Annotated in this window: 21 protein-coding genes; 8 read left to right on the top strand and 13 right to left on the bottom strand. The window is 70.3% G+C overall.

Features of this window, described 5'->3' with window-relative positions; genetic code table 11:
- Nucleotides 1–62 precede the first annotated feature (62 nt).
- From ACEN9J_RS17555 to ACEN9J_RS17540, 4 genes are all read right to left on the bottom strand, one after another.
- Nucleotides 63–2,339, bottom strand: coding sequence for a TonB-dependent receptor (locus tag ACEN9J_RS17555; RefSeq protein WP_413761648.1), 2,277 nt, complete (start codon nucleotides 2,337–2,339; stop codon nucleotides 63–65).
- Between the two features lie 170 nt (nucleotides 2,340–2,509).
- Entirely contained in the window at nucleotides 2,510–3,277 is a 768-nt protein-coding gene (locus tag ACEN9J_RS17550; protein WP_057593847.1) for a class II glutamine amidotransferase, read from the bottom strand.
- 54 nt (nucleotides 3,278–3,331) lie between these two features.
- Nucleotides 3,332–4,468: an ABC transporter substrate-binding protein gene (locus tag ACEN9J_RS17545; protein WP_413761647.1), complete on the bottom strand. Its 1,137-nt coding sequence runs from the start codon at nucleotides 4,466–4,468 to the stop codon at nucleotides 3,332–3,334.
- Between the two features lie 71 nt (nucleotides 4,469–4,539).
- On the bottom strand, nucleotides 4,540–6,048 hold the full coding sequence (locus ACEN9J_RS17540) for an MFS transporter (RefSeq protein WP_261209457.1): 1,509 nt from the start codon (nucleotides 6,046–6,048) through the stop codon (nucleotides 4,540–4,542).
- 157 nt (nucleotides 6,049–6,205) lie between these two features.
- Here ACEN9J_RS17540 and ACEN9J_RS17535 point away from each other — a divergent pair, with 157 nt between their 5' ends.
- Nucleotides 6,206–7,564, top strand: a complete 1,359-nt coding sequence (locus tag ACEN9J_RS17535) for a putative zinc-binding metallopeptidase (RefSeq protein ID WP_413761646.1) — start codon at nucleotides 6,206–6,208, stop codon at nucleotides 7,562–7,564.
- Here ACEN9J_RS17535 and ACEN9J_RS17530 read toward each other — a convergent pair.
- The 5 genes from ACEN9J_RS17530 to ACEN9J_RS17510 all read right to left on the bottom strand — a co-directional run bounded on the left by ACEN9J_RS17530 (nucleotide 7,552) and on the right by ACEN9J_RS17510 (nucleotide 10,800).
- Entirely contained in the window at nucleotides 7,552–7,773 is a 222-nt protein-coding gene (locus tag ACEN9J_RS17530) for a cysteine-rich CWC family protein (protein ID WP_413761645.1), read from the bottom strand. The two genes, ACEN9J_RS17535 and ACEN9J_RS17530, sit on opposite strands and share 13 nt — an antisense overlap.
- Entirely contained in the window at nucleotides 7,773–9,035 is a 1,263-nt protein-coding gene (locus tag ACEN9J_RS17525) for a 6-phosphofructokinase (protein WP_261209451.1), read from the bottom strand. Before ACEN9J_RS17525 ends, ACEN9J_RS17530 begins: the two co-directional genes overlap by 1 nt.
- 73 nt (nucleotides 9,036–9,108) lie before the next feature.
- Nucleotides 9,109–9,456, bottom strand: coding sequence for a nuclear transport factor 2 family protein (locus tag ACEN9J_RS17520; RefSeq protein ID WP_261209449.1), 348 nt, complete (start codon nucleotides 9,454–9,456; stop codon nucleotides 9,109–9,111).
- A 49-nt stretch (nucleotides 9,457–9,505) separates the two neighbouring features.
- The gene (locus tag ACEN9J_RS17515) at nucleotides 9,506–10,330 is read right to left on the bottom strand and encodes an enoyl-CoA hydratase-related protein (protein WP_413761644.1); all 825 of its coding nucleotides are present in this window, start codon (nucleotides 10,328–10,330) and stop codon (nucleotides 9,506–9,508) included.
- A gap of 152 nt (nucleotides 10,331–10,482) precedes the next feature.
- Complete coding sequence (locus ACEN9J_RS17510; RefSeq protein ID WP_413761643.1) at nucleotides 10,483–10,800, bottom strand: DUF2917 domain-containing protein; 318 nt, start codon at nucleotides 10,798–10,800, stop codon at nucleotides 10,483–10,485.
- An 81-nt stretch (nucleotides 10,801–10,881) separates the two neighbouring features.
- Here ACEN9J_RS17510 and ACEN9J_RS17505 point away from each other — a divergent pair, with 81 nt between their 5' ends.
- The gene (locus ACEN9J_RS17505; protein ID WP_057595546.1) at nucleotides 10,882–11,838 is read left to right on the top strand and encodes a LysR substrate-binding domain-containing protein; all 957 of its coding nucleotides are present in this window, start codon (nucleotides 10,882–10,884) and stop codon (nucleotides 11,836–11,838) included.
- 21 nt (nucleotides 11,839–11,859) lie between these two features.
- On the opposite strand, the gene ACEN9J_RS17500 is transcribed toward ACEN9J_RS17505, so the two are convergent.
- Nucleotides 11,860–12,372, bottom strand: coding sequence for a fasciclin domain-containing protein (locus tag ACEN9J_RS17500; protein WP_413764576.1), 513 nt, complete (start codon nucleotides 12,370–12,372; stop codon nucleotides 11,860–11,862).
- A 504-nt stretch (nucleotides 12,373–12,876) separates the two neighbouring features.
- On the opposite strand from ACEN9J_RS17500, the gene ACEN9J_RS17495 reads away from it, so the two are divergent.
- Together ACEN9J_RS17495 and ACEN9J_RS17490 are read left to right on the top strand one after the other, a co-directional pair.
- Nucleotides 12,877–13,092 carry a hypothetical protein gene (locus ACEN9J_RS17495; RefSeq protein ID WP_093350583.1) on the top strand — a complete coding sequence of 72 codons (216 nt, stop codon included), beginning with the start codon at nucleotides 12,877–12,879 and terminating at the stop codon, nucleotides 13,090–13,092.
- A gap of 2 nt (nucleotides 13,093–13,094) precedes the next feature.
- A complete protein-coding gene (locus tag ACEN9J_RS17490) occupies nucleotides 13,095–13,871 on the top strand; it encodes a hypothetical protein (protein ID WP_413761642.1) in 777 nt (258 codons plus the stop codon).
- A gap of 3 nt (nucleotides 13,872–13,874) precedes the next feature.
- Here the strand turns inward: ACEN9J_RS17490 and ACEN9J_RS17485 are convergent, their stop codons facing one another.
- On the bottom strand, nucleotides 13,875–15,113 hold the full coding sequence (locus ACEN9J_RS17485) for an MFS transporter (protein WP_413761641.1): 1,239 nt from the start codon (nucleotides 15,111–15,113) through the stop codon (nucleotides 13,875–13,877).
- Between the two features lie 94 nt (nucleotides 15,114–15,207).
- Nucleotides 15,208–17,382: a malate synthase G gene (locus ACEN9J_RS17480; protein ID WP_413761640.1), complete on the bottom strand. Its 2,175-nt coding sequence runs from the start codon at nucleotides 17,380–17,382 to the stop codon at nucleotides 15,208–15,210.
- A gap of 298 nt (nucleotides 17,383–17,680) precedes the next feature.
- Here ACEN9J_RS17480 and hisC point away from each other — a divergent pair, with 298 nt between their 5' ends.
- Both hisC and ACEN9J_RS17470 read left to right on the top strand, forming a co-directional pair.
- Nucleotides 17,681–18,670, top strand: coding sequence for a histidinol-phosphate transaminase (hisC, locus tag ACEN9J_RS17475; protein ID WP_413761639.1), 990 nt, complete (start codon nucleotides 17,681–17,683; stop codon nucleotides 18,668–18,670).
- A gap of 73 nt (nucleotides 18,671–18,743) precedes the next feature.
- Complete coding sequence (locus tag ACEN9J_RS17470) at nucleotides 18,744–19,712, top strand: Bug family tripartite tricarboxylate transporter substrate binding protein (RefSeq protein ID WP_261209414.1); 969 nt, start codon at nucleotides 18,744–18,746, stop codon at nucleotides 19,710–19,712.
- 136 nt (nucleotides 19,713–19,848) lie between these two features.
- On the opposite strand, the gene ACEN9J_RS17465 is transcribed toward ACEN9J_RS17470, so the two are convergent.
- Entirely contained in the window at nucleotides 19,849–20,589 is a 741-nt protein-coding gene (locus ACEN9J_RS17465) for an IclR family transcriptional regulator (protein WP_296781727.1), read from the bottom strand.
- 94 nt (nucleotides 20,590–20,683) lie between these two features.
- Between ACEN9J_RS17465 and ACEN9J_RS17460 the strand changes: the two genes are divergently transcribed.
- Both ACEN9J_RS17460 and ACEN9J_RS17455 read left to right on the top strand, forming a co-directional pair.
- Nucleotides 20,684–21,619, top strand: a complete 936-nt coding sequence (locus ACEN9J_RS17460; RefSeq protein ID WP_413761638.1) for a hydroxymethylglutaryl-CoA lyase — start codon at nucleotides 20,684–20,686, stop codon at nucleotides 21,617–21,619.
- Nucleotides 21,612–22,802: a CaiB/BaiF CoA transferase family protein gene (locus tag ACEN9J_RS17455; RefSeq protein WP_413761637.1), complete on the top strand. Its 1,191-nt coding sequence runs from the start codon at nucleotides 21,612–21,614 to the stop codon at nucleotides 22,800–22,802. The genes ACEN9J_RS17460 and ACEN9J_RS17455 overlap by 8 nt, the downstream gene beginning before the upstream one ends.

The raw sequence follows: 22,802 nt of genomic DNA, 5'->3' as shown, positions 1-22,802 counted from the left end.
CCCGGGGCGGTCTTCGCCCCGGGCGCCTTTTTTTTCGATCCCGAGGAAGCCAGGATCGCCGATCAGAAGTCGACCGTGGCCGACAGGCTGAAGGTGCGCGGGTTGCTCAGCACCAGGTAGCCCGAGCCCGGGTAGCCGCCCACCGAGGCCCAGTAGCTGCGGTCGGCCACGTTCTCGATGCGCGCGCGCAGGGTCAGCAGCTTGCCGTTGCCGACCTCGGTGACGTAGCGCGCACCCACGTCCAGGCGCGTCCAGCCGGGCACGCGCAGCGTGTTGATCGCATCCGCGTAGCTCGAGCCGCTGGTCACGACGCGACCGTTGAGCGACAGGCCCTGCACGCCCGGCACGTCCCATTCGACGCCGATGCTGCCCTGCGCCTTCGGCACGCCGATCACGCGCTTGCCGTCGGTGGTGAGGCTGCCCGTTTCCTTCTGCTTGGCGTCGAGCCAGGTCACGCCGCCGAGCACGCGCAGGCCCTTGGTCGCCTCGCCGAAGACGTTGAGCTCGACCCCGCGGTGGCGGTCCTCGCCGCCGGCCTGGAACGAGCCGTTGGCCACGAAGGCGCGCGGCTTGGCGGTGCTGAACAGCGCCAGGCTGCCGCCGATGCGGCCGGCGTCGTACTTGACGCCGATTTCCTTCTGCTTCGACACGTAGGGACGCAGCGACTGGCCGGCGTTGAGCACCGGCTGGCCGTTCGACTGCGCGGGAGCGCTCTCGCCGGGCGACAGGCCCTCGATGTAGTTCGCGTAGACCGACAGGTCCTCGCGCGCCTTGAACACGATGCCGGCCACCGGGCTGGTGCGGCTCTGGTCGTACGAGGTGACGGCGCCGCCGGCCGAGGTCAGCCGGCCGCCGCTCACGATCTGGTAGCTGATGTCGCTGGTCTCGATCGACTGGCGGCGCACGCCGAGCGTGACGAGCAGGCGGTCGTCCAGGAAGGACATCGTGTCGCCGATCGCCACGCTCTTGAGCGTGATGGTGCCGTTCAGGCGCGGGCTCGCGAGGTTGTTGCCCAGGTAGGTGAGCTGCGTAGGCAGGTAGCCGCGCGGGTAGTAGATGTTGCTGGCGAGCGTGCCGCCGGTGCCCAGGCCCAGGCCGTAGGCGTTCTTCTTGTCGAGGTCGAAGTAGGAGTAGCCCAGCACCCACTCGTGGCCCACGCTGCCGGTGCGCGCCTTGCCGCGGATGCCGAGCTCGGCGGTCTTGACCTTGTCCTCGCGCGTGTTGTCGAAGCGGCTGGTGGTGAAGGCGCCGGTCAGTCCGTTGGACACCGTCGGGCCCGCGAGCGAGTTGTTCTCGTAGCTGCTGCGCGCGCCGGCCGCGGCCCAGGCCGTGATGTTCGGCGTGATGTCGTATTCGCCGCGCACCGAGCCGAAGGTGTCGCGCTCGTAGGAATAGGTCCAGGGCTGGGCGAAGTTGGTGTCGTTGTCGGGCGCCTTGGGCACCACGGTGACGGCGCTGCCGAGCGTGACGTTGGGGCGCGTGTTGCGCAGGCGGTGCTCCTGGTGGCCGATGTCGGCCGAGATGCGCGCGTCGCGGCTGCGCCAGTCGAGGCCGACCGCCAGCGCGTCGAGCTTGACGCTTTCGCCGTTCACCGCCGTGCCGCCGTCGCGGTGGACGGCATTCAGGCGCACGCCCACGCTGTCGTCGGGCCCGAAGCGGCGCGCGATGTCGGTCGCGGCATAGGACTGCGAGCCGCTCGCGGTGCCGAGCGTGAACTGCGTGAGCGGCTCGTTCGGCGCGCGCTTGGGCAGCAGGTTGATGGTGCCGCCGATGCCGCCGCCCGTGGGCGCCGCGCCGTTGAGGAAGGCGCTCGCGCCGCGGAACACTTCCACGCGCTCGAACAGCTCGGAGGCGATGTACTGGCGCGGCAGCAGGCCGTACAGGCCGTTGTAGGCGATGTCGTCGGAATTGACGATGAAGCCGCGGATGAAATAGGACTCCTGGAAGTTGCCAAAGCCGCGTGCCACGCGCACCGAGGGATCGTTCTGCAGCACGTCGGCCACGCTGCGGGCCTGCTGGTTCTGGATCAGCTCGTTGGTGTAGTTGTTGCTCGAGAACGGCGTTTCCATCATGTCCCGGGTGCCCAGGATGCCGGCGCGGCCGCCGCGCGCCACCTGGCCGCCGGCGTAGGGCTTGGCCAGGCCTTCGGCCGAGGCGTCGGCGCTCGCTTCGACGGTGATGGTGGCGAGCGCGGCGCCGGGAGCGCCCGGTGCGGCGGCCGGCTGGGCCGGGGCCGGCGCGGCGGTCTGCGCCGAGGCCGTCAGGGCATGGAGGACGAGCAGCGTCGCGGCGACGGTCGGGCGGAGGCTGGCGCGGAGAAGGGCGGGGGAGGCGGGCATGGACGGTTCGTATTCACGCAAATGAGAACCGTTATTGTTATCGCCTCAGGCCCTCCCACCGATACTTTCTTGCAATGTTGCGAAAATGTGTCAGAAAAAACGTTTCGTTTGCAGGGCCATCGGCCTGGCGTCAGCCAACCCGTTGCCGGCAGGCCACGGCGGCCGGTGCTTCAGTGCCCCGAGCGCTGCCCGTCCACGAACACATGCAGCTCGCCCGGCTCGAACGCCGTCCACTCCTCGTTGGTGGTCAGCGGCGCGGTCACCACCACCGCGACGCGGTCGTGGGGCGTGGTGTGCTGGGCGAAGTCGATCTCGAGGTCCTCGTCCGACAGCTGCGCGGTCACGAAGGGATGGCGCCGCTCCACGTACCAGAGGTTCGTGGAGGCATGGGCCCACAGCGCCTGGCCGTTCGAGAGCATGAAGTTGAAGGTGCCATGCCGCGCGAGCTGGGGCGCGAGTTCGCGCAAGGTGAGCGTGAGCTCCTCGACGCTGGGCACGCCCGCATGCGACTTCGCGAGCTCCTGCATCAGCCAGCAGAAGGCGTGCTCGCTGTCGGTGTTGCCCACCGGGTGGAAGTTGCCGTGCAGCCGCGGGCGGAAGTCCTTCAGGTCGCCGTTGTGCGCGAACACCCAGTAGCGGCCCCACAGCTCGCGCACGAAGGGATGGCAGTTCTGCAGGTTGACCTCGCCCTGGGTGGCCTTGCGGATGTGGGCGATGACGTTGCGGCTCTGGATCGGGTAGCGCCGGATCAGCTCGGCCACCGGCGACTCGCAGGCCGGCTGGTGGTCGACGAAATGGCGCAGCCCGCGGTCCTCGAAGAAGGCGATGCCCCAGCCATCGGCGTGGTGGTCGGTGCGGCCGCCGCGCTGCGCGAACCCCGTGAAGCTGAAGGTCACGTCGGTCGGCGTGTTGCAGTTCATCCCTAGCAATTGACACATGGGGGCCATTAGACACCGCCCCCGCTTACCCGAGCGCCCGGGTTTGCTTCCGCGTCAGCGCAGGAAGCGGCCTTCCTTGGTCACGCGGACCATCTCGATGAAGCGCGAGCCGGTGTTGCTGGCGCCGGTGAAGTCGAGCTCCATGCCGGCGATGCGCAGCTTCATCGCCTTGAGCGCCGCATGCAGCCGCGCGCGCGTGAGGTCGCGGCCGGTGCGGCGCAGCGACTCGATCATCACCAGCGCGTTCACGTAGCCCTCGAAGCTCAGGTAGCCGATGTCGACCTTGGCGCGCTCGGCGAGCTGGCGGTAGTCGCGCGCCACCGGCTCGACCTCGCTCCAGGGATAGGGCACCACCTGCGAGATCGCCAGCCCGCTGGTCTTGTCGCCCACCAGCCTGGCCGTGACGTCGCCCGGCACGATCGACATGCCGTAGAACATCTGGCGCCCGCCGGCGTCCCAGGCGCTCTTCATCACCTCGCCGCCGATGGCACCGCCCAGGTACATGATCACTGCCTGCGCCTTGCTGTCGGCCAGCGCCTTGCCCATGGCGGCGTTGGTCGAGCCGTCGCCCTTGACCGCCACGGCCGCCACCGGCTTGAGCTGGTGCGCCGCGAGCGCGGCCTCGACCAGCTTCGTGACCTCGGCGCCGCCCGGGTTGTCGAGGCAGGCCGAGGCGATGCGCGTCACGCCGATGGTCGTGAGGTGCTGCACCAGCGCCTGCGCCTCGCGCGCGAAGGTGGCGCGTACGAAGTAGCCCGAGCCCATGACCTTCTCGCGCGCCGAATCCGACACCGCATAGCCCGCGACCATCGGCGCGCCGCTTTGCGACAGCACCTTGGCCGCGGCCGCGGTGGTGGCCGAGCCGACGCAGCCGAAGAAGGCGAACGCGCGGTGCTCGCCGAGCAGCTTCTCGTAGTTGGCCACCGCCTTCTCGGGCGAGAGTTCGTCGTCGAGCGACACCAGCCGGATCTTGCGGCCCGAGACGCCGCCCTGCGCGTTGACGGCGTCGAAGGCCAGCCCCGCGCCGGACATCACCACCTTGATCGGCGCGCCCAGCGGGCCGCTGAGGATGCCGGTGTGGCCGAGCACCACCTCGGTGTCAGTGACCCCGTTCTCGGCCGCGCGGGCCACGGAAAAAAGGCCAAGGCTGGCCGCGGCCGCCGAGGCGGCCATGAAGTTCCGACGATGCATGGGAGAAAACCGTCCAATCGATACAACTGATAACAATTGAAATCGATGGGCGGCCGTTTGCCCGCAGGGGTTTACCCCGGCTTGCGGGGCGCGTCGCCGGGATTCGCGCGGATGCGAAGCTGCCAGGCCGCGCAGATCGCGAGCGCGCACAGGCCGGCCAGCATCGCGAACACCTCGTCGAAGGCCGCCAGCCGCGCCGGGCTGGTCTGCGGGTTGGCGAGCGAGTCGCCGTGCGCCGCCAGCCGCCACTCGAGCACGATCGCGCACAGGCTCACGCCGGCCGCGCCGCCGAGCATGCGCACGAAGTTGATGGCGCTCGCGCCCTGCGGGATCAGCGGCTTGGCCAGCGGCCGCATCGAGCCCAGGTTCAGCGAGGGCAGGATGAAGCCCAGCCCGATGCGCCCGACGATCGCGAACGCCACCAGCAGCCACAGCGCGCTGTCGGCGCGCAGCAGCATCATCAGCGCGAACGAGGCCGCCAGCAGCGCCAGCCCGATGCTCACCAGCGCCCAGGTCGGCTGCCGGTCGGCCAGCCGGCCCACGCCCGCGATGGTGGCCGCCAGCACGAAGCCCGCCGGCAGCAGGATCGTGCCCACGTGCGAGGCCGACAGATGCAGCCCGACCTGCATGTAGACCGGCAGCAGGTAGGTGGAGCCGAACAGCGCGGTGCCGTAGATGAAGGCGACCACGCTGCCCATCGCGAACTGGCGGTAGCCGAACAGCGCGAGGTTCATCAGCGGCGTGCCGCCCGCGGCCGCCAGCCGCCGCTGCCACCAGATGAAGAGCCCGAACGAGAGCAGCGCGGCGCCCAGCAGCGCGGCCGCCTCGAGCGGCGAATCGCCGCGCAGCGCCACCAGGCCGTTGAGCAGGCACAGCGTGCCCACGGTGCCGAGCGCGAGGCCGCGCACGTCGAGCCCGCCGCTGCGTGCCGCGACCGCGCCGCCGGGCGCGGTGGTCGGCACGAACTTGTAGGCCAGCCACAGCGAAGCGAGGCAGAACGGCACCACCATGTAGAAGATCGAGCGCCAGCCGAACAGGTCGACCAGCACGCCGCCGATGCTCGGGCCGATGGCCGGCGCCAGCACCACGCCCATGCCGAAGATGCCGCTCGCGCGGCCCTGCTCGTGGGGCTCGAAGGCGCGCAGGATGATGATCGCCGGGATCGGCTGCACCACGCCCGCGGCCAGGCCCTCGGCCACGCGCGCCAGCAGCACCAGCGAAAAATCGTTGGCCATGCCGCCCGCGATGCCGCCGGCCAGCAGCAGCAGCATCGTGCCGACGTAGGTGCGCCGGTAGCCGTAGCGCCCCAGCAGCCAGGGCGTGGTGAGCATCGACACCGTCATCGCCACCATGAAGCCCGAGCTCACCCACTGGGCGCGCTCCTGGCCCAGCGAGAAGTGGTGGCTCATGCCGGGGATCGCCACGTTGACGATGGTCGAGGACATGATCGAGGCCATCGTGCCCACCATCACCGACAGCAGCAGGTACCAGCGGTAGCGTTCGCCATAGCGCGCGCGCAGCGGGCCCATGGCGGGGGGCGGGGCCGGCGGGGCGGCTTCGGGCGTCTCTTGGTGGGTCATCGGCGGTGGGGGAACGTCGGGCGTGAAGGTCGGCGATGCCGGGCCCGTCGTCCTACAAGCATATCGGGCTTTGCGCGGCGGCCCGCGCAAGGGCCGGCTCCACAATGCCCGGGCTGTCCCGCATCCGACCCGCCGCCGATACAACGCAAAGACGACCATGGACCTCTCTACGCCCGCGACGAACGACGACATCCCATCCGAGCCCGCCGAGGGCGCGACCACCCTGGCCGCCGAGCTCGCCGCGCCCACCGTCACGCGCGCCTACCGCTGCCAGTGCGGGCGGCCCGTGTTCCTGCGCAACAGCGAGTGCCTGGCCTGCCACACGCCGCTGGGCTACGTGGAGGACAGCCTCGGCGTGGTGCCGCTCGCGCCCGCCGCGGCCGAGGACGCGAACGGCAACGCCGTCGCCGAGCCCGACAGCTTCACCATCTTCGGCGACCCGCAGGGCCCGACCTACCGGCGTTGCGCCAACCTGATGACGCCCGCGGCCTGCAACTGGATGGTGCCGGTGGCACGTCCCGGCCAGACGCTCGCGCCCGACATGCACGGTCTCGCGCCCGGCTACTGCCTGGCCTGCAGCGTCACGCGCACCATTCCCGATCTCTCGGTGGCCGGCAACGACGAACTCTGGCGCAAGCTCGAGCAGGCCAAGCGGCGCCTGATCTCGCAGCTGCTCGCGCTGCGGCTGCCCGTGGTGAGCCGCCATGCCGACCCGGTGCACGGCCTGGCCTTCGACTTCCTGAGCAACGTGCCGGGCGGCCCGCACGTGATGACCGGCCACGACACCGGCATCATCACCCTCAATGCCGAGGAGGCCGAGGACGCGGTGCGCGAGCGCATCCGCACCGAGATGCGCGAGCCCTATCGCACGCTGGTGGGCCATTTCCGCCACGAGATCGGCCATTACTACTGGGACCTGCTGGTGCTGCCCTCGGCCTGGCTCGAGGACTTCCGCACGCTGTTCGGCGACGAGCGCGCCGACTACGGCGCCGCGCTGCAGCGGCACTACGACCAGGGCCCGCCGCCCGACTGGGCGCAGCGCCTCGTGAGCAGCTACGCCAGCATGCATCCGTGGGAGGACTGGGCCGAGACCTGGGCCCACTACCTGCACATGGCCGACTCGGCCGACACCGCGATGAGCTTCGGCGTCGATGCCACCAACGTCGAGCTCACGAGCGACCTGTTCACGCCCGAGGACCTGTGGCGGCCCGAGCATCCCGAGGCCGCGAAATTCCTCGACTTCATCAACAGCTGGGTGCGGCTGACCAACGTGCTCAACGAGTTGTCGCGCAGCATGGGCCAGCCCGACTTCTATCCCTTCGTGCTGCCGCGCACCGCCGTCGGCAAGCTGCAGTTCATCCACTGCGTGGTGACCGAGCTGCGCGGCGATGGCGGGCCTTCGCTGGTGACGGCGCAGGACGTGGAGGCGGCGGCCGAAGCCGTGGCGCAAGCGCAGGAGCAGGGACAGGAGCAGGCGGCCGAGGTCGAGGCCCAGCCCGCGGTTCAGTCGCCCTGAGCGCCCGCCGCGCAGCGCGCGCAGAGGCAGGCCTGGCCGCGCAGCGCCTCGGGCAGGCGCTCGAGCGGCGCCCGCGAGAAATCCACCGCCATGCACCAGCACGGCGGCTGCGGCTGGCCGGTCTCGCGCTCGATCTCCATCGCGCAGCGGTTCGCCGCGCCGCACAGCGGGCAGCGCGTGGCGTCGAGCGCCTGCACCATGTTCGCCATCACGCGAGTTCGAACGGCGGCAGCTTCTTCGGCACCGCCACGTTGCCGAGCGTGGCGTAGACCGGCAGGCCGCCGCGGTAGGCCGGGTAGTCCTCGCCCTCGATCAGCGGCAGCAGGTAGCGCCTGCATTTCTCGGTGATGCCGTAGCCGTCGTCGGAGATGAAGTCGCGCGGCATCGGCTTCTCGACATTGGCCACCGAGGCCAGCGGCGCGCTGCCGATGGCGTAGGCATAGGGCACATCGCTGGTGCGCTCGATCGTCGGCATCACCGCGTTGTGGCCTTCCAGCGCGAGCTCGACCGCGCGCTGCCCGAGCTCGTAGGCCTGGCGCACGTCGGTGGCCGAGGCGATGTGGCGCGCCGCGCGCTGCAGGTAGTCGGCCACCGCCCAGTGGAACTTGTGGCCCAGCGCGTCCTTCACCATCTGCGCCACCACGGGCGCCGCGCCGCCGAGCTGCGCATGGCCGAAGGCGTCGCGCGTGCCCTGCTCGGCGAGGAAGGTGCCGTCGGGATGGTGGCAGCCCTCGGACACCACCACCGAGCAGTAGCCGTGCCGCTTCACCAGTTCGTCGACACGCACGAGGAAGCGTGTCTTGTCGAACTCGATCTCGGGGAACAGCACCACCACCGGAATGCCCTGGTCGGCCACGAGCCCGCCGGCCGCCGCGATCCAGCCCGCGTGCCGGCCCATGACCTCGAGCACGAACACCTTGGTCGAGGTGGCGGCCATCGAGCGCACGTCGAACGAGGCCTCGAGCGTGGACACGGCCACGTACTTCGCGACCGAGCCGAAGCCCGGGCAGCAGTCGGTCAGCGGCAGGTCGTTGTCGATGGTCTTGGGCACGTGGATGGCCTGCAGCGCATAGCCCATCGACTGCGAGAGCTGGCTCACCTTGAAGCAGGTGTCGGCCGAATCGCCGCCGCCGTTGTAGAAGAAGTAGCCGATGCCGTGCGCCCGGAAGACCTCGATCAGCCGCTCGTACTCGCGCCGGTTCTTCTCGAGCGACTTGAGCTTGTAGCGGCAGGAGCCGAAGGCGCCCGCGGGCGTGCTGCGCAGCGCGGCGATGGCCTCGGCCGGTTCGGCGCCGGTGTCGATCAGGTCCTCGGTCAGCGCGCCGATGATGCCGTTGCGCCCGGCATAGACCCGGCCGATGCGTTCGGGATGCCGGCGCGCCGTCTCGATCACGCCGCAGGCCGAGGCATTGATGACCGAGGTGACGCCGCCCGACTGGGCGTAGAAGGCGTTGGTGGGATTCGTGGGCATGCGGGGGCTCCTTCGCGCGGGGAAGGCCATTCTGGCCCAGTGCGCGGCCGCGCTCAAACGGGCCCGGGGCCCGTCACGCCGCGGATTCGGCCGGATGGAACCAGACGTTGCGGATGCACCCGTCGATCACTTCGTAGACCGCCACGATCTCGACGGCATTCGCCGCCAGGCCCGTGATGCGTTCGTGGTCGATCACCTTGTTGCCGACCACCATGCGCTGCACCACCTCGGCATGCAGCTCGGGCAGCACGAAGCGGTGGTCGCGGTAGTAGGCCCGCAGCGCCTCGCGGCCGACCAGCACGGGCTCGGGCGCGGGCGGGCGGAAGGTGCGCACGTCCTCGGCGTATTCGGCGACGAAGGCGTCGAGGTCCCTGGCGTTGTAGGCGAGCAGTTGCCGTTGCACGGCGTCTTCGGGTTTCATCGGCGTGTTCCTCCCTCGAGTCGCGCCCGGACGCGAGCGCCCGCGCAGTCTAGCGGCCGGGAAACTCCGGCGCGCGCTTCTGCAGGAACGCGCTCACGCCTTCGCGGAAAGTCGGCCGCTCGATCAGCTCGCGCTGCCGCTCGCTCTCGTAGTGCAACTGCTCGGGCAGCGTGTGGCGCTCGGCCGCGGCGAAGGCCGCGCGTGCCTCGGTCACCGCGTGCGCGGGCAGGCGCGCGAGGCGCTGCGCGGTCTCGCGCGCTTCCGCCATCAGGTTCTCGTCGTCCACGCAGCCCCAGATCAGGCCCCACTGCACCGCGCGCCCGGCGCCAAGCCGCTCGTCGAGCAGCGCCATGCCCATCGCGCGCGCCCGGCCCGCGCGGTGCGGAATGGCCCAGGTGCAGCCCAGGTCGGGCACGATGCCGAGCTTGGGCAGGAAAGGCAGGTAGAAGTAGGCGCTGCGCGCGGCGAGCGTGATGTCGGCCGCGAGCGCGAGGCCCACGCCGGCACCGGCGGCCGCGCCGTTGACGGCGGCCACGACCGGAATCGGCATCGACTGCAGCGTCTCGATCAGCGGATTGCTCAGCGACTGCATCCACTCGGCGGTCTGGTCGCCAAGCGTCTTGCCGTCCTGCGGCGGCCGCATCGCGCTGAGGTCGGCGCCCACGCAGAAGGCCTTGCCCGCGCCCGTGAGGATCAGGGCGCGCACCGCGCGGTCGTCGCGGATGCGTTCGAGGTGGGCACGCAACTCCTGCTGCAGCTCGAGCGCCAGCGGGTTGAGCTTGGCCGGCAGGTTGAGCGTGAGCGTGGCGATGCCCTCGTCGAGCGCGTAGAGCACGAAGGGTTGCGCGCCCGGGTCCTGTGATGGTTGCGTCATCGGAATCTCTCCACGTGTTCGTCGCCCTGGATGTTCGGAGGGAATGGCCGGCCGTGCACGGCCCCAAAGAAAAAGCCGCCCGTCGACGGGGCGGCTTTCGATCGCGTGCGCCGGTTCCCTGGCTTCGATGGTTCGATGCCGGGGGGCCAGGGTCAAGCCGGGGACAACCCGTGGGGCAGCAGTCGCCAAGGCGACCGCCGGCGCGCGGGCACCGGCAGCGGGATCGCGGCCGGCTGCGCATCCGACACCGTGATGCGCGCGGGCTCGAGCGCCGACACCAGCATGCGGCGGTGCTCGCTGCCCTCGAAGCGCTCGCCGGGCTCGAGCACGATGTCGCGCGGATCGCGGTCCAGGGTGACCCAGACCGAGCCGCTGCGGCACTCGATGCCCACGCCGGCGCCATCGGCCACGGCGAAGACCGCGCGCGCCGGCAGGCTGAGCTGGAAGCAGGAAGGGAAGGGGGTGCTCATGGCAAGCTCCATTGCATTCGTCATGCGAATGAATATATTGAGCGCCCGGTCCTTTACAAACGGTCTTTTGGAACTCATTGCATGCGTATCGAGAATGCAAAGCCGGCCTCGGCGGCCCTGCCCCAGAGCGCGGTCGATCTGCCGCCGCTGGAACTCCTGCGCAGCTTCGAGGCCGCCGCGCGCCGGCTGAGCTTCACGCTGGCCGCGACCGAGCTGCACCTCACGCAGTCGGCCGTGAGCCGGCAGATCCAGCAGCTCGAGGCCAGCCTGGGCGTGCTGCTGTTTGAGCGCCGCCACCGCGCGCTGGTGCTCACCGAGGCCGGCGGCGTGATGCAGCGCGCCGTCACCGACAGCATGGAGCGGCTGCGCGACGCCACCGCGCGCGTGCGCGCCGGCTCGGCGCCGCGCCAGGTCGCGATCACCACCACGCCGGGCTTCGCCTCGCTGTGGCTGATCCCGCGGCTCGCGCGCTTCACCGGCAGCCATCCGCAGGTCGACGTGCGCGTGTCGGCCACGCTCGAGGTGCTCGACCTCGAGCGCAGCCGCGTCGACGTGGCGGTGCGGCTGATGCCGGTCTCGCGCGGCAAGGGGCCGGCGCTGTTCGAGGAGAGCGTGGTGCCGCTGTGCTCGCCCGCGCTCGCCAAGTCGCTGCGCAAGCCGGCCGATCTCGCGAACCTGACCCTGCTCACGGTCGAGTACCCCGACCACAGCGAGGCGCCCACCATCGACTGGGAGCCCTGGCTCAAGGTGATGGGCCTGCACGACCTGCGCATGAAGAGCACGCTGCGCTTCACGCAGTACGCCGACGCGGTGGGCGCGGCGGTGGCGGGGCAGGGCGTGGTGATCGGGCGCCTGCCGCTGCTGCGCGAGCTGATGCGCGAGGGCCGGCTGGTGGCGCCGCTGGGCGAGGGCGCGGCCTCGCAGCGCGGCTACTTCGTCGAGACCTCGCGGCGCGCCGCGGGCAACCGCGATGCGCTGGAGTTCGCGCAGTGGCTGCGCGAGGAAGCCGAAGAGGCCGAAGCAGCGCAGCGCGCCTGAGCACGCCGCGCCGGCGGGCGATCAGCCCGGCAGCAGCACCTTGTTCACGACGTGGATCACGCCGTTCGACTGGTAGACGTCGGCGATCGTCACCATCGCGGTGCCGCCCTTCGCATCGGTCACGAGCACGTTGCTGCCGCTCATCATCGCGGTCAGCGTGCCGCCGCTCGCGGTCTTCAGCACGGCCTTGCCGCCGCCGGCCTTGATCGCGTTCATCAGCGCGGCGCTGTCCATGCGGCCGGGCACCACGTGGTAGGTCAGCACCGTCGTCAGCGTGCCCTTGTTCTCGGGCTTGAGCAGCGTGTCGACCGTTCCGGGCGGCAGCGCGGCGAAGGCCGCGTTGGTGGGCGCGAACACGGTGAACGGGCCGGGGCTCTTGAGCGTGTCGACCAGGCCCGCGGCCTTCACCGCGGCGACCAGCGTCGTGTGGTCCTTCGAATTCACGGCGTTGTCGACGATGTCCTTCGTCGGATACATCGGCGCGCCGCCGACCATGGGCGTGTTCATGTTGCTGCTGCTGCCGCCCATGCCCATGCCGCCCGCGCAAGCGCCGAGCAGGACCGAGACGCCGAGTGCGATGACGAGTTTCTTCATGAAGGTCTCCTTGAGGGATGCGCCATGCGCGCATCGCCGTGTGTCTGTGGAACCGCCAACAGCGCGGAGGCGCGATGCGCTTGAGACCAATACGGGGCGCATGCGCGGCTGGATTCGCGCGGCGGTTTTTTTCTTCGATGACGGTGAATCGGACACGTCGCCTTCACGCCACAGCGTTGCACAACGGTCTTGCGCGCCGTGCGCGGCCTCGCCAGAATCCGGCCTTCATTTTTCAGCGACAGTTTTTTCTTTCACGCGCGCACGGCGACGATCGACCTCCCGGGCGCACCACCACTTCAATGAACCGTCCTCTGAACTCCTGACCGCACACCGACCGCCCCGGCCGGATGTGCACCCACGCATCCCGCCGCGGCCGTATCGACAAGGGCCCCGCGCGCAAACATTCGCCGGGGCCTTTTTGTTTTTGATCCGGAGTGTGTGCACATGAGTGCTCAGCGAAAGGCCCGCGACGACGAGAAGCGTCTGGGCCGGTTCTATTTCTCGGTGCCGGGCGAAGCCCCGCGCAATCCCGTCGTGGCCGCGATGGCACGCCGCGCATCCAGCCAGGGCGCGGGCCGCCACCTGCGCACGCATCGCGCCGAGCGGCGCGCGCAGAAGGTCGCGCTGCAGAAGGCGGCGCGCGGACTGAAGGAGGACTGACCATGCGCGAAGACATGGACAAGGTGATCGTCGAACGCCCGCGCGGCGGCTGGCGCGTGCAGGGCGACGGCCGCCCGTGGCGCAACAGCCGCGAGCGCGGCTCGCACCTGGGCATGCGGCGCGGCTACCAGCACCCCAAGTGGCTCAGCGAGAACCTGCAGCCGCTCAAGCGCTGGCTGCACAAGCAGGTGCATCGGCCCTGGGACAAGGTGTGGAGCGAACTCTGCGAAGGCATCGACCGGCGCAACACGGTGCAGGCCCACATCTTCGTGCACATCGACCAGTTCGTCGAACGCCAGGCCGAGCTGCGCGCGGGCGAGGTGTGGGTGCCGGGCCGCGTGTGGCAACGGTCGCTGGTGCCGCTGCGCGAGTCGGCGTCGGTGGAGCTGTTCGTGCATCCCGCCACGGGCATCCTGCTGCCCAACCGCCACCTGCAGCGCGCGAAGCGGCAGCGCAAGGCCGAGCGGGCCGAGCGCTACGGCAGCAGCGACACGGTGCGGCCCTATGCGCCCTATCACGTCATCGATGCCGTCACGCAGTGGCATCGCGTCGATGGCGCCTGGTGGGAGGTGAGGCTCGCGCGCGTGCCCGAGGCGCGCGGCGGCGAGGCCGAGCCGCGGCACTACGACGTGCTGCGCCGCTGCTTCGTCACGCGCAAGGGCTGCGAGGCGCCGGCCTTCGGCAGCGCCGATGCGCGGGCGATGTACGGCCGGCCGCACGTGTACGCGCAAGACATGCGCCGGCTCGGCCGCGTGGAAGTGCGTTCGCGGCTCGGCTGAGCCTCAGCGGCCGGCGGCGATCGCGCCCGTGCGTTCGTGCGCGCGCGGCAGCAGCAGGAAGGCCGTGGTGCCCGCGGCCAGCATCAGCGCGATCGTGAGGAACACCGCGCGGAACGGCTCGACGCCGTTCGTGGCCGCCCACGAGGCGGCCACGCCGGTGGTCCACTGCATCAGCGAGACGCCGAGGAACATCGCCATGTTGAGCAGCGACAGCGCGCGCCCGGTCATCGCGGCCGGATAGGCGGCGCGCGTGTACGAGTACTGCAGCACCGAGTAGCCCGAGAGCAGGCCATAGAGAATCGGCAGGCCGATGTCGACCGCCAGCGACTGCGTGAACGCCATCAGCGCGAACATGATCGCGGCCGCCGAGGCGCAGCCCATGAGCCAGCGCCCGCGCCGCGCGCCGCCGGGATCGAGGCGGCCGAACAGGGCCGGACTGATCATCCCCGCGACGGTCATTACCAGCGCGACGTTGCCGCTGCTCACGAGCGAGAGTCCGTGGCGGTCGTGCAGCACCGGGCCGAGCCACAGGCCGCGCAGGGTGATGAAGGCCGCGTACGAAACGCAGGCGAAGCACAGCAGGCCCAGCGTGTGCGGCATCGCGAACAGCGGCAGCAGTTCGCGCACCGCCTGGCCCAGCGTCTGGCGCTGCGTGGCCTGCGCATGCGGCGGCTCGTGCACGCGCCAGAACACGAAGCCCCACGACAGCACCGCGAAGCCCGCGAGGCAGGCATAGCCCGCGCGCCAGCTCGCGGCCTCGATCAAGAGCGCCAGCGGCGTGCCGGTGAACAGGATGCCCAGGCCCGCGAGGCTCATGACCAGGCCCGACATGGCGGTGAAGCGCGCGGCCTCGAAGTGGCGCGCGATGAACACGGTGCAGGCCAGGAAGGCCGGCGCGCAACCGACGCCGATCATCGCCTGGCCGAGCAGCAGCCCGTGGAAGCTCGGCGCCAGCGCGCACAGCACCGCGCCCACGATCGCGAGCGGAAAGGCCGTGAGCACCGTGCGGCGCACGCCGTACATGTCGATCGCCACGCCCATCGCGAGCTGCGTGGCGCCGAACATGAAGTGGAAGGTGCCGGCCCACAGGCCGAGCGCCTGCGCCGTGAGGCCGAAGTGCTGCGAGAGCGGCGTGGCCATCATCGCGCCGACGGTGCGGAAGGCCTGGCTCAGCGCGAAGGCCGAGGCCAGCACGATCAGCATCGAGGTGGCCGAGCGTGCGCGGGCCGGGGAGAACGTCATGGGACAGCAGGAAACGGAGAGCGGCACGCATCCTAACCAGCCATGAAAAACGGCGCCCGAAGGCGCCGCGGTTCGCGAGTCGTTCGCTCGGCGATCAGGCTTCGCCCTTGACCTTCAGGCGCCAGGCGTGCAGCAGCGGCTCGGTGTAGCCGCTGGGCTGCTCGATGCCCTTGAACACCAGGTCCTGTGCTGCCTTGTAGGCGGCCGAGGTGTCGAAGTGGCCGGCCATCGGCTGGTACAGCGGCTCGCCCGCGTTCTGCCCGTCGACCACCTTGGCCATGCGCTGGAAGGTCTCGTCGACCTGCGCTTTCGTGACCACGCCGTGCAGCAGCCAGTTGGCGATGTGCTGGCTCGAGATGCGCAGCGTGGCGCGGTCTTCCATCAGGCCCACGTCGTGGATGTCGGGCACCTTCGAGCAGCCCACGCCCTGGTCGATCCAGCGCACCACGTAGCCGAGGATGCCCTGCACGTTGTTGTCGATCTCCTGCTGCTTCTCGGCCTCGGTCCACTTGGCTTCGGCGGCGATCGGCACCTGCAGCAGCGCGTTCAGGATGTTGTCGCGCTCGGCATCGGCGTCGATCTTCTCGAGCTCCTGCTGCACCGCGGTCACGCTGACCTGGTGGTAGTGCAGCGCATGCAGCGTGGCGGCGGTGGGCGAGGGCACCCAGGCGGTGTTGGCGCCGGCCTTCGGATGGCCGATCTTCTGCTCGAGCATGGCGGCCATCAGGTCGGGCATGGCCCACATGCCCTTGCCGATCTGCGCCTTGCCGCGCAGGCCGCACGACAGGCCGACCAGCACGTTGTTCTTCTCGTAGGCGCCGATCCAGGCGCTGGCCTTCATGTCGCCCTTGCGGATCATCGGGCCGCCCTGCATGGCGGTGTGCATCTCGTCGCCGGTGCGGTCGAGGAAGCCGGTGTTGATGAAGGCCACGCGCGCGGCGGCCTCGGCGATGCAGGCCTTGAGGTTCACGCTGGTGCGGCGCTCCTCGTCCATGATGCCGAGCTTCACGGTGTTGGCCGGCAGGCCCAGCAGCTGCTCGACGCGGCCGAACAGCTCGCTCGCGAAGGCCACTTCGGCCGGGCCGTGCATCTTGGGCTTGACGATGTAGATGCTGCCGGTGCGCGAGTTGCCCTTGCGCTTGAGGTCGATCATCGCGATGGTGGTGGTCACCACGGCATCGAGGATGCCTTCGGGGATTTCCTTGCCGCCGTCGTACAGCACGGCCGGGTTGGTCATCAGGTGGCCCACGTTGCGCAGGAACATCAGCGAGCGGCCGTGCAGCTTGATCGGCTGGCCGTTGGCGCCGGTGTATTCGCGGTCGGGGTTGAGGCCGCGCGTGAAGGTCTTGCCGCCCTTGGCGACTTCTTCCGTCAGCGTGCCCTGCACGATGCCGAGCCAATTCGAGTAGGCGACCACCTTGTCGGCGGCATCGACCACGGCCACCGAGTCCTCGAGGTCGAGGATGGTCGACAGCGCGGCCTCGAGCACCAGGTCGCTGACGCCGGCGGCGTCGCTCTTGCCGATCGGCGTGGAGCGGTCGATGCGGATGTCGAGGTGGATGCCGTTGTGCTTGAGCAGCACCGACGACGGGGCCGAGGCATCGCCCTGGTAGCCGATGAACTGCGCGGGATCGGCCAGCGCGGTGCTGCTGCTCTGCAGCGCGACGACCAGCTGGCCGTCCTTCACGCTGTAGCCGGTGGCGTTCTTGTGCGAGCCGTTGACCAGCGGCGCGGCCTGGTCGAGCACGTTGCGCGCGAACTCGATGACCTTGGCGCCGCGCACGGGGTTGTAGCCCTTGCCCTTTTCCGCGCCGTCGGTCTCGGGAATGGCATCGGTGCCGTACAGCGCGTCGTACAGCGAGCCCCAGCGCGCGTTGGCGGCGTTGAGCGCATAGCGTGCGTTGAGGATCGGCACCACCAGCTGCGGGCCGGCCTGCTGCGCCAGTTCGGCGTCGACGTTGGCGGTGGTCGCCTTCGTGCCCTTGGGCTGCGGCAGCAGGTAGCCGATCTTCTCGAGGAAGGCGCGGTAGGCCGGCATGTCGGCGATCGGGCCGGGGTTCTTCTTGTGCCAGGCGTCGAGTTCGCTCTGCAGGCGGTCGCGTTCGGCGAGCAGCGCCACGTTCCTGGGCGCGAGGTCGGTGACGATGGCGTCGAAACCCTTCCAGAAGGTCTCGCTGGCCACGCCGCTGGCGGGCAGCACCTTCTCCTCGACGAAGCGGTGGAGTTCGGTCGCGACCTGGAGTCCGTGGGCGGTGGTGCGGGCGGTCATGTTTTCTCCTCGGGGACGAAATGCGATGCGGGGGATGTATTCGGGTTCGGGGCGCGCGCATGCGCGATCCATAAGCTCCACTTTATTGCATACCGTAGTGAAGAGTAATAGCTCAAAGCGGGATTAATCGATGACAAAAATGAATGTAATAGCAGCCGCTCACCGTCATTGCGTTCACCCGCGGCCTGCAATGCGTTCACCCGCCCGCGCCTGCGGGAAGGGTAGGCCCCGATGGCCGCGCCGGGCCGGCCGGATAAATTTAACTTCTTAAATAAATCCGCCTTTCCGCACCGACGACATGACCGCCCCGAAGATCCTCCTGGCCTCCAACGAAAACCCGCTCGGCATGCCCGAGTCGGCGCGCCGCGCGGCCGCCGACGCGCTCGCGGGCGCCGGCACCTACCCCGACAGCAACGGCAGCGCGCTCAAGCAGGCGCTGTCGGCGCGCCTGGACGTGCCGCCCGACTGGCTGGTGCTGGGCAGCGGCTCGAGCGAGATCCTCGAGCTGGCCGCGCAGGTCAGCCTGAAGCCGGGCGAGAACGTGGTCTATTCGCAGTACGGCTTCGTGGTCTACGCCCAGGCCACGGCGCACGCCCATGCGCGCGCCACCGTGGTGCCGGCGCGCGACTTCGGCCACGACCTCGATGCGATGCGCGCGGCCATCGGCGAGGACACGCAGCTGGTCTTCGTCGCCAACCCCAACAACCCCACCGGCAGCTTCATCGAGGCCGCGCCGCTCGAGGCCTTCCTGCAGTCGGTGCCGGCGCACGTGACGGTGCTGCTCGACGAGGCCTACACCGAGTACCTCGCGCCCGCGCAGCGCTACGACAGCATCGAGTGGGTGCGGCGGCTGCCGAACCTGATCGTGGCGCGCACCTTCTCCAAGGCCTTCGGCCTCGCGGGCCTGCGCATCGGCTACGGCGTGGCCCAGCCCGCGCTGGCCGCGCGCATGAACGCGCAGCGCCCGCGCTTCAACGTCACGACGCCGGCGCTGGCCGCGGCCACGGCCGCGCTGGGCGACGCGGACTTCCTCGCGCGCAGCTACGAACTCAACACCGCCGGGCGCGCGCAGCTCGCCGCGGGCTTCGACGAGCTCGGCCTCGCGCACCTGCCCTCGTCGGGCAACTTCCTGGCGGTGAAGGTGGGCGACAGCGCCGCGGTGCATGCGCGCCTGCTGGCCGCGGGCATCGAGGTCTCGCTGCTGGGCAACTACGGCCTGGGCGAATGGCTGCGCGTCTCGATCGGCCTGCCCGAGCAGAACCGCGCGCTGCTGGCCGCCTTGCGCTGAAGAGCGAAGAGATCCAGGGACGACGACACGACAACAACGCGACAGACCATCCACCCCCGAGGAGACAGACCCCATGAAACGCCGTCAGTTCGCAGCGCAGGCCGCTGCATTCGCCGCCGCCGTCGCCATCGCGCCGCGGTCCTTCGCGCAGGAGCGCACCCTGCGCATCCTGGTGGGCTTCCCGCCCGGCGGCTCGGCCGACGTGGTCGCGCGCCTGCTGGCCGACAAGATGCGCGTGACGCTCAACCAGAACGTCATCATCGACAACAAGCCCGGCGCCGCCGGCCGGCTCGCGCTCGGCGAGGTCAAGCGCGCGGCGCCCGACGGCAACACGCTGGTGTTCTCGCCGAGCGGCGCGCTGGTGATCCATCCGTGGCTCTACCCGAACCTCGGCTACGACCCGGTCAAGGACTTCACGCCGGTCGCGCTCGCGGGCACCTTCGACTTCGCGGTCACGGCCGGCCCCGGCGCGCCGGCCGGCGACCTGAAGGCGGTGCTGGCCTGGATGAAGGCCAACCCCACCAAGGCCAACTACGCGACCTCGGGCGCGGGCACGGTGCCGCACTTCGCGGGCCAGCTGCTGGCGCAGGCCTCGGGCGTGCCGATGACGCACGTGGCCTACCGCGGCGGCGCGCCGGCCGCGCAGGACCTGATCGGCGGCCAGGTGCCGCTGATGGTCGACACCGCCTCGGAGACCATCGAGCACCACCGCGCGGGCAAGGTGCGCATCCTCGCGATGACCGGCGCGCAGCGCAACCGCTCGCTGCCCGAGGTGCCCACGCTCAAGGAGGCCGGCATCGACGTCACGGCCAATGCATTCTTCGGCCTCTACGGCCCGGCCGGCCTGCCGGCCGAGACGGTGCAGCGCCTCGACCGCGCCGTGGCCGAGGCGCTGCGCGCGCCCGACGTGCAGGAGCGCATCTACGCGCTGGGCCTGGTGCCCACGCACGCCGGCCCGGCCGAACTCGCGGCCACGCAGGCGGCGCACCTGAAGATGTGGGAGCTGCCGATCAAGAACTCGGGCTTCAAGGCCGAGGGCTGAAGCCGAACAGCCGAACGCAGAAGGAAGACAAAAACTACGCAGAAGTCGCAGAAGGAAAACCATTTTTTGGCTGTTTCTTCCGCGACTTCTGCGAAACCTTCGCGACTTCTGCGTTCGGCTGTCCGAGCCCGTTCCCCTACACCAGCCCCGTCAGTTCGCGTGCCGCTGAACGCACCGCCTCGGCATGGCGCGCGTCGTAGCGATGCGCGGGCATGGTCAAGGTGACCGCCGCGGCCAGGCGGCCGTCGCCATGGAACACCGGTGCCGAGATGCCCGCGAGCTCGGCGCTGCGGTCGCCCACCAGCGCGCAGAAGCCCTGCGCGCGGATCTCCTCGTAGCGCCGGCGCTCGGCCGCGGCGCGCGGCAGCTCGGCCTCGGGCCCCCAGGCGATCAGCACGCGCGCGCCCGCGCCGCGGTCGTTGGGCAGCAGGTCGCCGGCGCGCACGTGGTCGCGCACCACCTGCGGCGAATCGACGCGGAACTGGCACAGCCGCACCCAGCCCGTGCCCTGCGGCTGCCGCACGTGATAGGCCGCGCTCTCGCCGGTGGCCGCGACCAGCGCGCGCAGCACCGGCAGCACGATGCGGTCGAGCGACTGCGCGGCCGCGTAGAGCCCGTGCAGCCGCGCGATCTCCGAACCGAGCGCATAGCGGCCGTCGTCCTGGCGGCGGATCAGCCGTGCGTGCTCGAGCGAGGCCAAAAGGCGCAGCACCGTGCTCTTGTAGAGCTGCGTGCGCTCGGCGAACTGCGCGAGCGACAGCGCCTCGTCGCCGGGGCGGAAGGCACCGAGCAGGCTCAAGGCGCGGTCGACCGCGGCCGCGCCTCCGGGCGCGGCATCGCGGTCGGACATCGATTCGGTCTGGGCTTTGCGGGGCATGGGCAGGGTGCGTGGCTTGACAGCGATGCCGGGGCCGGCGTCTAATTCTGTTCTGCAAAATATAGTTCTGTCAGATAGAACTGTCAAATTTCCGATGACAACTCCCGATGTGCTCATCAGCGAGGTCGGTCCGCGCGACGGCCTCCAATCGGTCGCGGCCACCATGCCGACGGACTCCAAACTGCGCTGGATCGACGCGCTGCACGCCGCCGGCGTGCGCGAGATCGAGGTCGCCTCCTTCGTGCCCGCGAAGCTGCTGCCCCAGATGGCCGACGCGGCCGAGGTGGTGCGCCATGCGATCACCTTGCCCGGCCTCACCGTGATGGCGCTGGTGCCCAACCGCAAGGGCGCGCAGGCCGCGCTCGAGGCCGGCGTGCACAAGCTCACCATGCCGGTGTCGGCCAGCGTGGCGCATTCGCTGGCCAACGTGCGCAAGACGCCGACCGAGATGGTCGAGGAGGTGCGCGCCATCGCCGAGCTGCGGCGCGCGATCGCGCCGCAGGTGAAGCTCGAGGCCGGCATCTCCACCGCCTTCGGCTGCACCCTGCAGGGCCTGGTGCCCGAGGACGACGTGATCCGCCTCGCGGCCCAGTGCATCGAGGCCGGCGCCGACGAGTCGGGCCTGTCGGACACCGTGGGCTATGCCAATCCCGCGCAGGTGCGACGCCTGTTCAAGCGCCTGCGCGCCGAACTCGGCGCCCACGCCGGCGCGGCCCACATGCACAACACGCGCGGCCTCGGCATCGCCAACTGCCTCGCGGCCTGGGACGAGGGCGTGCGCACCTTCGACGCCTCGCTCGGCGGCCTCGGCGGCTGCCCCTATGCGCCCGGCGCCTCGGGCAACGCGGTCACCGAGGACCTGGTCTTCATGTTCGAGGCCATGGGCGTGCGCACCGGCATCGACATCGAGAAGCTCATCGCGGCGCGCGCGCCGCTCATGGCCGGCCTGCCCGGCGAACCGGTCTACGGCATGACGCCCGAGGCCGGCCTGCCCAAGGGCTTCGCCCAGGAGAACACCGCCCATGGCTGATACGAATCCGCTGCCCTACGCCGGCGTGCGCGTGGTCGAGTTCACCCACATGGTGATGGGCCCGACCTGCGGTCTGATCCTGGCCGACCTCGGCGCCGAGGTCATCAAGGTCGAGCCGGTCGAGGGCGACAACACGCGCCGCCTGCTCGGCTCGGGCGCGGGCTTCTTCCCGACCTTCAACCGCAACAAGAAGAGCATCGCGCTCGACCTCAAGCAGCCCGAGGGCATCGAGGCCGCGCTGCGGCTGATCGCCACGGCCGACATCGTGAGCGAGAACTTCAAGCCCGGCACGATGAAGAAGCTGGGCCTCGACTACGACACGCTCAAGACCCTGCACCCGGGCCTGATCTACGTGAGCCACAAGGGCTTCCTGCCCGGTCCCTACGACCACCGCACAGCGCTCGACGAGGTGGTGCAGATGATGGGCGGCCTGGCCTACATGACCGGCCGCTCGGGCGATCCGCTGCGCGCGGGCACCAGCGTCAACGACATCATGGGCGGCATGTTCGGCGCCATCGGCGCGATGGCCGCGCTGCGCCAGCGCGAGCTCACGGGCAAGGGCTGCGAGGTGCAGTCGGCGCTGTTCGAGAACAACGTGTTCCTGGTGGCGCAGCACATGATGCAGTTCGCCGCCACCGGCAAGCCGGCGGACCCGATGCCCAGCCGCATCTCGGCCTGGGCGGTGTACGACGTGTTCACGGTCAGGGACGGCGAGCAGATCTTCCTCGCGGCCGTCAGCGACAAGCAGTGGGCCGTGTTCTGCCAGGCCTTCGGCCTCGAGGAACTGGCCGCCGACCCGCGCCTGAAGACCAACAACGACCGCGTGCTGGCGCGCGAATGGATGATGCCGATCCTGCGCTCGCACCTCGCCGGGCGCAGCGCGGCCGAGCTCGCCGCGGTGTTCGAGCACAACGAGCTGCCGTTCGCGCCCATCACCAAGCCGCAGGCGCTGTTCGACGACCCGCACCTCAACGCCACCGGCGGCCTCGCGCCGGTGCGCATGAACGACGGCCACATGGCCAAGGTGCCGCTGGCACCGTTCACCCTCGACGGCCAGCGGCCCGGCATCCGCCTGCAGCCGCCGCGCCTGGGCGAGCACACCGTCGAACTGCTGCGCGAAGCCGGCTACGACGACGCAGCGATCGAGGCGCTCCGGCGCCGCCACATCACCACAGGAGACTGA

The sequence above is a fragment of the Variovorax sp. Varisp41 genome, assembly GCF_047325085.1.
Classification (GTDB): Bacteria; Pseudomonadota; Gammaproteobacteria; order Burkholderiales; family Burkholderiaceae_C; genus Variovorax.
The sequence above is the reverse complement of the archived record's forward strand: the minus strand, read 5'-3'. Positions and strand labels throughout refer to the sequence as shown.

Bases quoted from the DNA above. Each gene is read 5' to 3' on its own strand.
- ACEN9J_RS17555 (WP_413761648.1), bottom strand. From the start codon at position 2,339: ATGCCCGCCTCCCCCGCCCTTCTCCGCGCCAGCCTCCGCCCGACCGTC.
- ACEN9J_RS17550 (WP_057593847.1), bottom strand. From the start codon at position 3,277: ATGTGTCAATTGCTAGGGATGAACTGCAACACGCCGACCGACGTGACC.
- ACEN9J_RS17545 (WP_413761647.1), bottom strand. From the start codon at position 4,468: ATGCATCGTCGGAACTTCATGGCCGCCTCGGCGGCCGCGGCCAGCCTT.
- ACEN9J_RS17540 (WP_261209457.1), bottom strand. From the start codon at position 6,048: ATGACCCACCAAGAGACGCCCGAAGCCGCCCCGCCGGCCCCGCCCCCC.
- ACEN9J_RS17535 (WP_413761646.1), top strand. From the start codon at position 6,206: ATGGACCTCTCTACGCCCGCGACGAACGACGACATCCCATCCGAGCCC.
- ACEN9J_RS17530 (WP_413761645.1), bottom strand. From the start codon at position 7,773: ATGGCGAACATGGTGCAGGCGCTCGACGCCACGCGCTGCCCGCTGTGC.
- ACEN9J_RS17525 (WP_261209451.1), bottom strand. From the start codon at position 9,035: ATGCCCACGAATCCCACCAACGCCTTCTACGCCCAGTCGGGCGGCGTC.
- ACEN9J_RS17520 (WP_261209449.1), bottom strand. From the start codon at position 9,456: ATGAAACCCGAAGACGCCGTGCAACGGCAACTGCTCGCCTACAACGCC.
- ACEN9J_RS17515 (WP_413761644.1), bottom strand. From the start codon at position 10,330: ATGACGCAACCATCACAGGACCCGGGCGCGCAACCCTTCGTGCTCTAC.
- ACEN9J_RS17510 (WP_413761643.1), bottom strand. From the start codon at position 10,800: ATGAGCACCCCCTTCCCTTCCTGCTTCCAGCTCAGCCTGCCGGCGCGC.
- ACEN9J_RS17505 (WP_057595546.1), top strand. From the start codon at position 10,882: ATGCGTATCGAGAATGCAAAGCCGGCCTCGGCGGCCCTGCCCCAGAGC.
- ACEN9J_RS17500 (WP_413764576.1), bottom strand. From the start codon at position 12,372: ATGGGCATGGGCGGCAGCAGCAGCAACATGAACACGCCCATGGTCGGC.
- ACEN9J_RS17495 (WP_093350583.1), top strand. From the start codon at position 12,877: ATGAGTGCTCAGCGAAAGGCCCGCGACGACGAGAAGCGTCTGGGCCGG.
- ACEN9J_RS17490 (WP_413761642.1), top strand. From the start codon at position 13,095: ATGCGCGAAGACATGGACAAGGTGATCGTCGAACGCCCGCGCGGCGGC.
- ACEN9J_RS17485 (WP_413761641.1), bottom strand. From the start codon at position 15,113: ATGACGTTCTCCCCGGCCCGCGCACGCTCGGCCACCTCGATGCTGATC.
- ACEN9J_RS17480 (WP_413761640.1), bottom strand. From the start codon at position 17,382: ATGACCGCCCGCACCACCGCCCACGGACTCCAGGTCGCGACCGAACTC.
- hisC (WP_413761639.1), top strand. From the start codon at position 17,681: ATGACCGCCCCGAAGATCCTCCTGGCCTCCAACGAAAACCCGCTCGGC.
- ACEN9J_RS17470 (WP_261209414.1), top strand. From the start codon at position 18,744: ATGAAACGCCGTCAGTTCGCAGCGCAGGCCGCTGCATTCGCCGCCGCC.
- ACEN9J_RS17465 (WP_296781727.1), bottom strand. From the start codon at position 20,589: ATGCCCCGCAAAGCCCAGACCGAATCGATGTCCGACCGCGATGCCGCG.
- ACEN9J_RS17460 (WP_413761638.1), top strand. From the start codon at position 20,684: ATGACAACTCCCGATGTGCTCATCAGCGAGGTCGGTCCGCGCGACGGC.
- ACEN9J_RS17455 (WP_413761637.1), top strand. From the start codon at position 21,612: ATGGCTGATACGAATCCGCTGCCCTACGCCGGCGTGCGCGTGGTCGAG.